Consider the following 12,628-nt stretch of genomic DNA (forward strand, 5'->3'; position numbering starts at 1 on the left):
GCCGGCCGTCTTCAACCATGGTGCGCCTGCTGTCCCAGATGGACAACCCCACCGCCCGCCCCGGACCGGGTGAACTTCGGTAACGCGTCCGGAGAGGACAGTGCGGCGGCTGCCCACAGAGGACAGCCGCCGCACGGATCCCTTGCTGTTGCTGGTGGTGCCGGTGTTACGGGATGACAGTGACCCGGGTCGGCGCGGGCGGCGCCAGGTTCGGGTTGGCGGTCAGGTACGCGGCGAACGCGTCGAGGTCGACCGGACCACCGGTGAGGTTGGTGCCCTTGGCCAGCTCGGTGAACCCGTCCCCACCGGCGGCGAGGAAGTTGTTCACCGACACCCGGTACGCGCCTGCCGGGTCGACCGGCTGGCCGCCGACGGTGATGCCCGAGACCCGGTTGCCCTGGGTGCCCGACTGCGACCAGGTGTAGTTCAGCGTCGACGACACCTGCAGGAAGCGGGTGATGGTCGTGCCGTTGGGCTGGGGCTGCCACTGCTGCTCGAGCACGGTCTTGAGCTGCGCGCCGGTCAGCGTGATGGTCTGCATGATGTTGCCGAACGGCTGGACCGCGAACGCCTCGCCGTAGGTGACCACACCGTGGCCCTCACCGGCCGGGGAGCCGGTGTAGGTGAGGTCGGTGCGGATGCCGCCCGGGTTCGTCATGGCGATCTGCGCCTGGTTGCTCTGCGTGGCCGCGAGCTGCCCGTCGGCGATGACGTCACCGAGCGGGCTCTCGCCGGACGGGGCCGCGGCGCGGACCAGGTCGGCGGTGATGGTGCCGACCTGGCGGTTGGCGATCGGACCTGCCTTGGCCACGGCCTCGTCGACCAGGGCCTGCACCCCGGCGTCGGGGGTGATGGTGCGGGTGACGACCTCGTTGTGCGCGACGGTCGCGGTGCGCACCACGTCGCGGGACTTGCGGTCGATCTTGAGGTCGATGACCGAGAGCAGGCGGCCGAAGGAGGCGCCCTGGATCAGCGGCCGCGGCTTGCCTGCCGGGTCGGTGACCACGCAGTTGTACTGCTGGTGGCTGTGGCCGGTGAAGAACGCGTCGATCGACGGCGACGCGGCCGTCGCGATCTGGCGGGCCGGACCGGGCAGGGTGCGGCAGTCGTCCGGGCCGCCGCCCTCGGTGCTGTCGCCCTGGTGCACCAGCGCGACCTGGGTGCGGATGCCCGCGAGGTCGAGCAGCCGGGACGTGCGGTTGAGCGCCTGCACCTCGTCGCCGAACTTGAAGCCCTTGACGACCTCGGGGGTGACCACCGAGGGCAGGTCCTTGAGCGTGACGCCGATGATCCCGACCGGGATGCCGTCGACGAACCTGACGGTCACCGGCAGCACCGCGGGCAGGCCGTTGTCGAAGGTGATGTTCGCGCCGAGGAACGGGAACCGGGCACCGCGGTAGGGCTGGTGGAACTGGCAGCCGTCGGTCGGGTGGCAGCCGCCGAACTGGACCCGCAGCAGCTCCGCGTAGCCCTCGTCCCACTCGTGGTTGCCGATCACACTGGCGTCGGTGCCGATCTTGTTCATGAACTCGACGGTCGGCTCGTCGTGGAACAGCGCCGAGGTCAGCGGGGACGCGCCGATGTTGTCGCCCGCGGCGAGCACCAGCGAGTTCGGGGCCTGCCCGCGCAGCCGGGCCACGTGCGCGGCCAGGTACGCGGCGCCACCGGCGTCCACCGTGGTCCCGTTCGGCAACGTCACCCGACCGGACGAACCGGCAGGGGGCTGCAGGTTGCCGTGGAAGTCGTTGAAGGCGATCAAGCGCAGGTCGGTGGTGGCAGCCGGGGCTGCGGACGCGGTCCCCGCAAACCCGGAGAGCGCCAACCCCACCGCGGCCGCGACGGCCGCGATCCGCTTCGTGACGATCATCAGTCCTCCGTCCAGGCACCGGGCACGCGCCCGGCGCGAAGGAGGTGGAGTCTGCCGTCCCCGGATGGCTAGGACCAGGGCCATCAGGTGAACGCCGTAACCTGGACGCGTGACATCAGTGCGAGCCGAACCCCGGTGGCTGGAACCGGACGAGATGCGCGCGTGGCGGGCATACGTCATCGGCAGCGAACTGCTGCGCCAGCAGCTCAACCGCGAGCTGCAGGAGAACCACGGACTGGCCCTGCCGGACTACGAGGTGCTGGTCCGGTTGTCCGAACGCGAAGGCGGCCAGATGCGGATGAGCCAGCTGGCAGGCCAGCTCGCCTCGTCCAAGAGCAGGCTCTCCCACCAGATCTCCCGCCTCGAGAAAGCAGGCCTCGTCCGCAGGGTCGGCTGCGCCGAAGACGCCCGCGGCGTCATCGCCGAACTCACCCCCAAGGGCATGGAAACCCTCCGCACCGCCGCCCCCGTCCACGTCGACGGCGTCCGCACCCACCTCGTCGACCTCATGACCCCCGAGGAACAACGCGTCATGGCGGGCCTCTTCGAGCGCGTCATCGAACACCTGGACCTCACCTGACCCCCACCGACTAGGCTGGCCCCACTGGAGGCGTGGCAGAGCGGCCGAATGCATCCGCCTTGAAAGCGGAAGACGGGCAACCGTCCGGGGGTTCAAATCCCTCCGCCTCCGCGGACTTGGGCTACCCATGCCCACGGAAAGCGTGGGCCTGGGCGTCCGCCATTGACACCGGGGGGGCGACCCCCCGGACCCCCACGGTGCGGTAGTTGCGTTGCGCGGTGGGTGGCGGCTCCAGCGGGGTTCGCTCGACCTTCGGTCATCGCATCAAGGTATGTAACCAATGGGGCTATCGCCCACGGTGCGGTGGTTGCGTTGTGCGGTGGGTGGAGAAATGGAAAGGGCGGCCCCGGTGGGGGCCGCCCTTTTGGTGTTGCGGGGGTTAGGCGGTGGGGCGGCGCTTGCGGGTGGTGAGGGTGAGGGTGGCGCCTGCCAGGAGGGTGAGGAGGGCGAAGAGGGTCAGGGTGGTGACGTTGGCGCCCGTGTCGGCCAGGGTGGAGTCGGTGGTGGTGATGGCTGCCCGTGCCTGCGGGGCGGGGGTGGTGGGGGTGACGGGGTTGACCACCGGCACGACGGGGTTGGTGTCGGGCGTCGGGGGGACGGGGTTGCCGGGGGTGGGGATGAGGCGGACGCTGATGGCGCCGCAGCGTTCGCAGGAGCCCGCGAAGACGGTGCCGAAGTCGCGCCAGAAGGTGTCGGCGAAGGTCCAGTCGCTGTAGATCTCGATGCGGTACGGGCCCGCGGGGATGTCGCTGAAGGTGATCTCGCCCCTGGCGCCGGTGCTGCCCTTGCGCACGATCTCACCGGTGATGGCGTCGCGGAGACCGATCGCGATGCCCGGCAGGAGCTCGTCGTCGGAGTTGTGCCAGTCGTCGTCGAGGTCCTGGTGGAACTCGAGGGCCAGGTCGGTGTTCGGCGCGGGCACCCTGGCGACGGCCGAGGCCATCGGGAAGCCCTCAGGGCTCTCCAGGACGTTGGGGCCGAAGTCGCAGTCGTAGGCGACGCCGCCCCACTCGACCGTCTCGTCGGAGATGGAGCCGGTGATGCTGAAGGTGCGGGTCTGGCCCGCGGCCACGGTCACGCCGTGGCTCCACTCCAGCTCACCCAGGTCGACGTCGCGCAGCTCGGGGCCCTCGCCGCCGCTGCGGTCGCAGCCCGCGATGACACCGGTGATGTCCTGGCTGCCCTTGTTGGTCAGCGTCACCACGATCTCGGCCCGGTCGCCCACCTGGTAGAGGTCCTTGGTGAACCGCATGGACGCGGTGAGCTTGTCACTGAGCGGGCGGACGCCGCGCATCAACAGGTTCGCGGCCGAACCTTCGCCGTCGGCCTCGACCTGGGCGTACCGGTTCGCGATGACCCAGCCGCCCGGCGCGGAGTCGACAGAGATGCTGTAGACCTGGATCGGGAGGTTCGGGAACTGGAACCGGCCGCTGGCGTCGGTCGTGGTGGACTTGGTGTCCGGCATGCCCTACGCGTACAGGCTGACCTTGATTCCCGCGAAGCCTTCCCCGGCGCCGGGGAAGCCGTTGCCGTCGCGGTCGGCGAACACGGTGCCGCCGACGGTGTCGGTACCCGAGTCGGGTGCCTTGACCGGGATCGGCAGCTGGAAGGTGCCGACCTGGTTCTGGCCCTGCCGGACGGCGAAGACCGCGACCGGCGCGGCGCCGTTCCACCCGCTGACGCTGCCGTCGACGGTCACCACCAGGTTCTGGCCCGCCGCGACGGTGACGCCCGCGCCGTTCCAGGTGGAGAGCTGACCCCAGTCGTTCGAGTCGACCGAGAAGTACCCCGAGCTGTACCCCTCGGCGCGGACGTCGGTGGCGTCGGCGTCGCCGGAGTTGGTGATGGTGACGACGACCGGGAACTGCCTGCCGACGAGGAACGGGCCCGCGCCGACGGTGGCCGAGATGGACAGCTGAGCGGTGGCGGCCGCCGCGGGAGCCGGGGTCGGCTCGGGCGCGGTCTCGGCCGGGGTGACCGGAGTGGACTCGACCGGCGCCGGGGTGTCCACAGGGGACTCGGCGGCGGGCGCGACCGGTTCGGCGGTCACGGGTTCCGGGTCGACCGGTGCCGGGGCAGCGGGCTCGACGGGGGCCGGGGCGGCGGGTTCCGGGGCGGGCGGCTGGTCCTCAGCCGCGGGTGCCGGAGTGGTCTCGACCACTGAGGTCCCGGTCCCGGGAGCCTCGGTTTCCGAGGCGTGAGCGGTGCCTGCGAGGGTGGCGGTCAACGCGACCGCCGCTACCAGCGCAAGGGAACGACGCGCGGCGAGGCGCGCGGAAACAATCATCAAAAGCCCCCAGTTAAGTAAATCGTGCGGCGTCAAAATAGCCGACCCGGCGGGGCTGTCAAGCATCCGGACCGGCAATTGCCGCTTGAATCACAAAGCCCCGCCGTTGTGCAACGGCGGGGCTTTGCGCGGTAGTGGATCAGATGGCGAGTTCGTTCACGTGGATGCAGCCTGCCCCGTGCGCCTCGGCCACCTCGTCCTCGTGGACGAGCTGGGCGCGGGCCTTGGACTTGGCGGCGACGCGGGCCTGGGCGCGGGCGGCGCGCGGCGGGACGCCGTTGATGTCCTCGGTGCTGATCGCGTAGGACGCGGTCACCCAGGCGATCGCGTCGGAGTTGCGGTCGAGCGCGACGCGGTCGATGTTGCCGAGGTTGTCGCCCTTGCCGTGGTAGTTCTTGTCGTAGGCGATACCTGCGACGCCGCCCCACTTGTCGGCCTGGGCCTGGGTCTTGAGCTGCTCGGCGCCGGTGAACAGGCCACCAGCGGGGATGCCGTTGGCGATGAACTCGCCGTAGTCCGAGCGGCCGGTGAAGTCGGTGCCCTCGGTCGGGGTGCCGGTGGTGTTGAGGAACGAGTGGAACGCGGCCTCGATCTGGGCCGAGCCGTACGGGCCCTCGCCAGCGCCGACACCGTCGGAGTTGTCACCGTCGTAGACGAAGTAGCCGGTGTTCGGCGAGGCGATCATGTCGAAGTTGAGGTACAGCGCGATGTCGAGCTGCTGCTCGAAGGTCAGCGACTGCACGTACTTCTTCGAGCCGACCAGGCCGAGCTCCTCGGCGCTCCACCAGGCGAAGCGGACCGCGTTGTTGACCTTCGGCGAGCCGCCCAGCTGGATGGCGGTCTCCAGCAGACCCGCGCTGCCGGAACCGTTGTCGTTGATGCCGGGACCCGCGACGACGCTGTCGAGGTGGGCGCCCGCGAACACGACGTTGTTCTTGCGACCGGTCTTGGTCTGCGCGACCACGTTGTAGGTGGTGCGCTCCTCGCGCAGCGCGCGCAGCTCCAGGGTCACCGAGGCGCCGTTGGAGGAGGCGGCCAGGCGCTCGCCGTCGACCTTGCTGACGCCGCCGGTGGGCAGCTTCGCCGCGGCCGGGTCGCTCAGCGTGCCCGCGAGCGGACCGTCGACGTTGTTGTAGATGATCGCGCCGACCGCGCCCGCGGCGAACGCGTTGGCCTGCTTGTCGGCGAACGGGCAGGCGCCGCGCTGGATCAGCGCGATCTTGCCGGTGACCCCGGTGAAGTCGGTGACCTCGCAGCCGGGGGTCGCGTCGACCGGGACGACGGCCAGCGGCGCGGTGATGCCACCGGTCGGCGTCGACAGGCTGTAGGTCATGATCGAGATCGGCACCGCGGCACCGGCGACGGTCAGCTTCTCGGCCAGCGTCTGGGTGAAGGTGAACGGGAACTCGTGCCGGGAGACGTCGAAGCCCGCGGCGACGAGCTGGGACTCGACGTACTCAGCGGACTGCCGGTGACCGGGCGTGCCCGCCGCGCGGTTGCCACCGTTCTTGTCGGCGATGCGCTGCAGGGCGATCAGGTGCCGGTTGACCCCCGCCCCGGTCACCTTCTTCGCGAGGTTCCGCGCGAGCGCGGGGCCGTCGGGGAGTTCGGCGGCAGCTGATGGCGCCGCCGAGGACGGGATGGTGGTGAACGCCAACGCGCCGGTGGCCGCGAGGATGGCGGCTCCGACCCGTAGCGTCTGACTCTTGCGCATGCAGGTCCCCTCGTTCACGGGTGGGTGCTACCGCGAACCGTGACCGCCCCGACGCGGTCCGTGTTCCGGCGTTGGCCCACCCTCGCCCGGAGAAGCGACCTGGTCAAGAGCTGTCCATTGCCAAGTTGGCCTGCCTTCGGGTACCGATCGTCCCACTACTGCGGAAAGGCCCCGTGGCGTGGTCGCCACGGGGCCTCCCGTTACTCCTAATGCCGTAGTGCTGGCAGATAACGATTTCTACCGGACAGCGGCGTGTGATGCCTTCGCGGCCTTGCCCTTCTTGGCCTGACCCGCGATGAGCGACTTGCGGGCGGCGGCCTTGGCGGCCTTCGCGACGTTGTTCTTCGGCGGGACGCCGTTGATGTCCTCGGTGCTGATCGCGTAGGACGCGGTCACCCAGGCGATGGCGTCGGCGTTGCGGTCGAGCGCGACGCGGTCGATGTTGCCCAGGTTGTCGCACTTGGAGTGGTAGCACTTGTCGTACGCGACACCAGCGGTGCCGCCCCACTTCTCGGCCTGCGCGGCGGTCTTGACGCCCTCGGCGCCGGTGAAGATGCCACCGGCCGGGATGCCGTTGGCGATGAACTCACCGTAGTCGGAACGACCGTCGAAGTCGGTGCCCTCGGTCGGGGTACCGGTCTCGTTGAGGAAGCCCGCGAGCGCCGCCTCGATCTGGGAGGAGCCGTACGGGCCCTCGCCAGCGCCGACACCGTCGGAGTTGTCACCGTCGTAGACGAAGTAGCCCGAGTTCGGCGACGCGATCATGTCGAAGTTCAGGTACAGCGCGATGTCGAGCTGCTGCTCGAAGGTCAGCGACTGCACGTACTTGGTCGAACCGACCAGGCCAAGCTCCTCAGCACCCCACCAGGCGAAGCGCACGGCGTTGCTGACCTTGGGCGAGGCGCCCAGCTGCAGCGCGGTCTCCAGCAGCGCGGCGCTGCCGGTGCCGTTGTCGTTGATGCCGGGGCCCTCGTCGACGCTGTCCAGGTGCGAGCCGACCATGACCACGTTGTTCTTGCGGCCGGTCTTGGTCTCCGCGATCAGGTTGCGCGACGGCTTGTCCTCGGTGTGGAAGCGCAGGTCCACGGTGGTCGACACACCGTTCTTGCCGAACAGGGTGTCGCCGTCGGCCTTGCTGATGCCACCGGTCGGGATGGTCGCGCCCTCACCGACGGTCACGCCCTGCAGCGGGCCGTCGGCGTTGTTGGCGACCAGGATCGCGATCGCGCCCGCGGCGGCCGCGTTGGCCTGCTTCTGGTTGAAGGTGCAGGCGCCGCGGCGGACGAGCGCGACCTTGCCCTTGACGTCCAGGCCCGTGTAGTCAGTCGCCTCGCAGCCGGGGGTGGCGTCCTGCGGGACGGCCACCAGCGCGCCGGTGACACCGCCGACCGGGGTCTGCGGCGAGAGCTGCATGGCGAACGCGTCGACCTTGGTGCCGCCCGCGTCGGCGAACGCGGCGTCGGTGATCTGCACCGGGTAGGTGAAGGCCGGGGTGCTGACCTCGAAGCCCGCGCCGCGCAGCAGACCCGCGACGTAGTCCAGGCTCTGGTCGTAACCCTTCGTGCCCGCCGCGCGGTTGCCGCCGTTCTTGTCGGCGATGCGCTGCAGGGCGATCAGGTGCCGGTTGATGCCGCTCGCGGTGACCTTCTTGGCCAGGTTCTTCGCCAGTGCGGGACCGTCCGGCAACTGCTGAGCGGAGGCGGGCACCGCCGCGAACGCGAGCCCGGCGCACGCGGCGAGCAGGAGTGCACCCGCGCGGACCGATGTCCTGGGGGACGACATGGGCAAACTTCCCTTCGTGGGGGTGAAAAGTGCCGGCTCATGACGGAACCCCGACCGACCCTCGCAATCCGGCGAGCGTGACTCTTACTCGCAAATCGCCGCCGGTCAAGAGTTCAGGTTGGACTGTGACCGTCGGACACGCGAGATACCGTTGTCGTATGCGCGCGATCACGATCAGCGAACCGGGTGGCCCCGAGGTGTTGCGGTGGACCGGGGTACCGGATCCACGACCGGGCGAGGGCGAGGTGCTGGTCCGGGTGGCGGCCTCCGCGGTCAACCGGGCGGACCTGTTGCAACGCAAGGGCTTGTACGCACCGCCGCCCGGCACCACCGAGGTCCCCGGCCTGGAGTGCTCCGGCGTGGTCACCGAACTGGGCAGCGGTGTCAGCGGGTGGCAAGTGGGTGACCGGGTGTGCGCGCTGCTGGCGGGCGGCGGTTACGCCGAGCAGGTGGTGGTCCCCGCGGGGCAACTGCTCCCCGTACCGTCCGGAGTGGACCTCGTCGAGGCGGCCGGGCTGCCGGAGGTCGCGTGCACGGTGTGGTCGAACGTGGTCCAGACCGGTCGGCTCACCGCGGGCGAAACCCTGCTGGTGCACGGCGGCGCCGGTGGCATCGGGACGCACGCCATCCAGGTCGGCAAGGCACTCGGCGCCACCGTCGCGGTCACCGCCGGTTCAGCCGAACGGCTCAGCCGCTGCGCCGACCTGGGCGCCGACACCACGCTCGACTACCGCGAGACCGCCTTCGAGGACGAAGTGCGCGCGGACGTCATCCTGGACAACATGGGCGCGAAGTACCTGCGCCGCAACATCACCGCCCTCAACCGCGGCGGCCGACTCGTGGTGATCGGCATGCAGGGCGGCACCATCGGCGAACTCGACCTCAGCGTGCTGCTCCGCAAGAACGCCACCATCGCGGCGAACAGCCTCCGGTACCGCCCGGTCGCGGAGAAAGCGGCGATCGTGGCGGAGGTGGTGTCCCGGGTGTGGCCCATGGTGGCCGACGGCCGGGTCCGCCCGGTGACGCACGCCGTCCTCCCGATCACCGAAGCGGGCGAGGCACATCGCATGCTGGACGCGGGCGGCGTGTTCGGAAAGCTGGTACTCGCCGTCGACTCATGAGCACGAAATCGGATCGTGTGCGGTCGAGTGGTTAATGGACCGAACTGTGAATGCCATTCCGGCCGCACACGATCCACCCTTAGCGCGAAGATCAGGCGCGGAGTTCGGCGAGGGCCTCGACTAGTTGGTCTACCTCGACGGCGTTGGTGTAGTGGGCGAGGCCTACGCGGACGGCACCGCCGACCTCGCCGACGCCGAGGGTGGCGAAGACGCCGCTGGGGGTGTCGTCGGCGAAGGCGCAGATGCCGCGTTCGGCCAGGTGCACGACGGCGTCCTGGGCCTTGACGTCGGCGACGGTGAAGGCGAGGGCGGGGACTCGGCGCATGGCGTCGCCGATGACCATGATGTGGCGCAGGCCGCGCAGGTCGCCGATGAGGCGGGAGAGCAGGCCGGCCTGGTAGGACTTGGCTGAGCTGAGCGAGGTGAGCAGGCGCTCGCGGCGGGTGCCGGTCGCGGCGTCGTCGAGTTCGGCGAGGTAGTCGACGGAGGCGACCAAGCCCGCCAGCAACGGGTAGGCGTGCTGGCCCAGTTCGAGGCGTTCCGGACCGGCGGCGCGCGGGTCGAGCGAACTGGCCGGGAGCCGGTCGAGCATCGCGGGGTCGGCGAAGGCGAGGGCGGCCACCGCGGGTCCACCCCAGGCGCTGGCGGACACGGCGACGACGTCCACCCCGGCGGCCTGGATGTCGATCGGCACGAACGGCGCCGACGCGGAGGCGTCCACCACGACCACGGCGTCCTGCGCGCGGGCCAACTCGGTGATCCGGCCGAGGTCCGGTCGGGTGCCGACCGCGCCGGACGCGGAGGTCACGGCGACGACCTTCGTGCGGTGCGACACCAGGTTCTCGTACTGCCAGGCGGGCAGCTCGCAGGTCTCGATGTCGATCTCCGCCCACCGCACCGTCGCACCGGCGCGCTGCGCGACCCGCAACCACGGCGCGGTGTTGGCCTGGTGGTCGAGGCGGGACAGCACGACCTCGTCACCGATCAACCAGCCGTCACCGAGCGCTTCGGCGAGCCTGGCCAACAGCACCGCGGTGTTCGGACCGAGCACGACGCCAGCGGGATCGGCGTTGACCAAGTCGGCCACCGCGCGCCGGGCGGCGTCACCGATCGCCTCCGCGCGTTGCGACGCCGGGAAAACCCCGCCGGGACCGGACACCGGGGCGCGCAACGCCGTGGACACCGCGGTCGCCACCTGCTCCGGCACCTGCATCCCCGCAGGCGAGTCGAGGTGGACCCAGCCGTCACCCAGCGCGGGGAACAGCCCGCGAATGCGTGCGACGTCGAAGGCCATGCGCCACACCGTACGAGAGCCCCCCGGTCCGACGCCGCGTGGGGCACTACCCTCGAACGCGTGACTCAACCCACCCCTGGCTCGGACGACGCGCACCACGTGGTGGTGGTCGGACCCGACGGTTCCCCGCTCGGCACCGCGAAGATCCCCGACAACCCCGACGCCGAGTCGGTCGGCGACATGGTCGAGCAACCGGCCAAGGTCATGCGGATCGGCACCATGATCAAGCAGTTGCTCGAGGAGGTCCGCGCGGCCCCGCTCGACGACGCCAGCCGCGCCCGGCTGCGCGAGATCCACAAGCGCTCCATCGCCGAACTCGAGGACGGCCTCGCCCCCGAACTCCGCGAGGAACTCGAACGCCTCTCCCTGCCGTTCACCGAGGAGCACACCCCCTCGGACGCCGAACTCCGCATCGCCCAGGCCCAACTCGTCGGCTGGCTCGAGGGCCTCTTCCACGGCATCCAGACCGCCCTCTTCGCCCAGCAGATGGCCGCCCGCGTCCAACTAGAACAAATGCGCCGCGGCCTACCCCCCGGTACCAAGGCGGACGACGGCCTGAACCTGCGCACCAGCGAGACCGGCCAGTACCTGTAACTCGATCTCCCCCGGAGGCCGGCACCCGCACAGGTGTCGGCCTCCTGCCTTTTCTCACCACTCCACTTGCAGCCTGCCGCACGAGTGAGGATCGCCTGGTCGGGGGCTTGATCGCTTGAGGGGAATGAGTGGGCGCGGGCAAGTGGGGTTGCGGGTGATCATTTAGGGGTGGATTGCGGAACTTGGTGTCCATAGTGGACTCAAGTCAGTGACGACCCCAGCGGGGCGACAACTGGCTGATGGCCAGGTGGCAACCCGACGGCGGATTGGAAGATGCGGGCTGCGCGGTACCGGCGGGAGATCGGCGAACCGAGCGCAGGGGCCAGATCGGCGGCCCAAACCCCAGAGGCGGGCCCGCAGGCGGTCGGCGACCTCGGACACAAGCGGTTAGGCCAAGACCGAAAACGGCGAGTTCGCTGCCCCCGCCCCACCGGAGCCGCTTCGCGCCCGCGCGCGCAGGCAACCCCTGCCCAGCCCCCACCCTCTCCGGGGGGCGTCCCTGGGCCAGTCTACCGGGGCCCACCGACAGTCGATCTTGGAATGGGGGGTGCGGTGATCGACATGTGGATAACTTCTGTCACCCATAAGAGGGAAATTGCGGGCGCCGAGCCAGGCAGAGTCGCAGGTCGGGGCGCTTTTGCGGGGAAAGGAACAGCCAGCAAGCACGGGTGAGGATCAGGTGCTGGTTGAGAGGTGGGCGCGAACCAGATCGGCGGGGGTGTCGATGTCTATGGCGCGGTCGGCGGGGATCAGTTGGGCTCGGACTTCGGGGATGAAGAAGCGGTGGTGGGTGGTGAGGTCTGCGGCGCTGACGAGGTAGATGCCGCCGGTGGGGCGGAGGGGTGGGGGGAGGGATTGGCGGGGGGCTTCGAGGTCGGGCCAGTCGTGGGCGGGGGTGATGTGGCCGTCGTGGAGGATGCAGGACTTCCACGGGTGGTGGGTGGCGGTGGTCATCTGGATGACGGAGCCGGTGGGGCGGTTGTCGTGCAGGGTCAGGCATTCCGTGATGTCGGCGGAGGTGCGCAGTGGCGTTGTCGGCTGCAGCAGCACCAGTAGCGCGTCCGAGACACCGAGTTCCGCCACCACGTGCAGCACAGCATCAACCGACCGGCTTTCGGGGCCGGACAAGGCCGGGGGCCGCGTAACCACGAGCGCGCCAGTGCTGTGGGAGGCGATCTCAGGGTCGTCGGTGGTCACCACGACTCGGCCGATGCCAGGGGTTTCCAGCGCGGTCGACACCGTGTGGGTGACCAGGGGCCGACCCCGGAAGAGGGCGAGGTTCTTGCCGGGGAAGCCGTTCGAGCCGCCTCGGGCGGTGATGACGGCGACTACCTCTCGCATGGTGACCCTCTCGCGGTGCGGCGTTCGGCCCAGCACTCTAGGCTGATC

10 protein-coding genes and 1 tRNA gene are annotated in these 12,628 nt (G+C 70.2%); 4 read left to right on the forward strand and 7 right to left on the reverse strand.

The features are described from left to right. Window positions 1-166: 166 nt before the first annotated feature. Window positions 167-1,867 (reverse strand): bifunctional metallophosphatase/5'-nucleotidase, encoded by a 1,701-nt coding sequence (locus tag LV79_RS03880; RefSeq protein ID WP_253832110.1) that lies wholly within the window; start codon window positions 1,865-1,867, stop codon window positions 167-169. Window positions 1,868-1,976: 109 nt separating this feature from the next. Between LV79_RS03880 and LV79_RS03885 the strand changes: the two genes are divergently transcribed. Next, a complete protein-coding gene (locus LV79_RS03885; protein WP_253832112.1) occupies window positions 1,977-2,447 on the forward strand; it encodes a MarR family winged helix-turn-helix transcriptional regulator in 471 nt (156 codons plus the stop codon). 26 nt (window positions 2,448-2,473) lie between these two features. Further along, window positions 2,474-2,558 (forward strand) — tRNA-Ser (locus LV79_RS03890). Window positions 2,559-2,826: 268 nt separating this feature from the next. Here LV79_RS03890 and LV79_RS03895 read toward each other — a convergent pair. From LV79_RS03895 to LV79_RS03910, 4 genes are all read right to left on the reverse strand, one after another. After that, the gene (locus LV79_RS03895; protein ID WP_253832113.1) at window positions 2,827-3,912 is read right to left on the reverse strand and encodes a carboxypeptidase-like regulatory domain-containing protein; all 1,086 of its coding nucleotides are present in this window, start codon (window positions 3,910-3,912) and stop codon (window positions 2,827-2,829) included. A 3-nt stretch (window positions 3,913-3,915) separates the two neighbouring features. After that, on the reverse strand, window positions 3,916-4,734 hold the full coding sequence (locus tag LV79_RS03900) for a hypothetical protein (protein WP_253832115.1): 819 nt from the start codon (window positions 4,732-4,734) through the stop codon (window positions 3,916-3,918). 139 nt (window positions 4,735-4,873) lie between these two features. After that, entirely contained in the window at window positions 4,874-6,448 is a 1,575-nt protein-coding gene (locus LV79_RS03905; RefSeq protein ID WP_253832117.1) for a M28 family metallopeptidase, read from the reverse strand. 237 nt (window positions 6,449-6,685) lie between these two features. Beyond that, entirely contained in the window at window positions 6,686-8,230 is a 1,545-nt protein-coding gene (locus tag LV79_RS03910) for a M28 family metallopeptidase (RefSeq protein ID WP_253832119.1), read from the reverse strand. A gap of 158 nt (window positions 8,231-8,388) precedes the next feature. Between LV79_RS03910 and LV79_RS03915 the strand changes: the two genes are divergently transcribed. Further along, window positions 8,389-9,351, forward strand: a complete 963-nt coding sequence (locus LV79_RS03915; protein ID WP_253832121.1) for an NAD(P)H-quinone oxidoreductase — start codon at window positions 8,389-8,391, stop codon at window positions 9,349-9,351. A gap of 91 nt (window positions 9,352-9,442) precedes the next feature. Here the strand turns inward: LV79_RS03915 and LV79_RS03920 are convergent, their stop codons facing one another. Beyond that, window positions 9,443-10,645 carry a cysteine desulfurase-like protein gene (locus LV79_RS03920; RefSeq protein ID WP_253832123.1) on the reverse strand — a complete coding sequence of 401 codons (1,203 nt, stop codon included), beginning with the start codon at window positions 10,643-10,645 and terminating at the stop codon, window positions 9,443-9,445. A 60-nt stretch (window positions 10,646-10,705) separates the two neighbouring features. On the opposite strand from LV79_RS03920, the gene LV79_RS03925 reads away from it, so the two are divergent. After that, window positions 10,706-11,239, forward strand: a complete 534-nt coding sequence (locus LV79_RS03925; RefSeq protein ID WP_372495257.1) for a bacterial proteasome activator family protein — start codon at window positions 10,706-10,708, stop codon at window positions 11,237-11,239. A 675-nt stretch (window positions 11,240-11,914) separates the two neighbouring features. Here the strand turns inward: LV79_RS03925 and LV79_RS03930 are convergent. Further along, a complete protein-coding gene (locus LV79_RS03930) occupies window positions 11,915-12,580 on the reverse strand; it encodes an acylneuraminate cytidylyltransferase family protein (RefSeq protein WP_253832125.1) in 666 nt (221 codons plus the stop codon). Window positions 12,581-12,628 lie beyond the last annotated feature (48 nt).

Origin of the sequence: Actinokineospora globicatena, from assembly GCF_024171945.1 — a bacterium.
In the GTDB taxonomy this organism is placed as follows: domain Bacteria; phylum Actinomycetota; class Actinomycetes; order Mycobacteriales; family Pseudonocardiaceae; genus Actinokineospora; species Actinokineospora globicatena.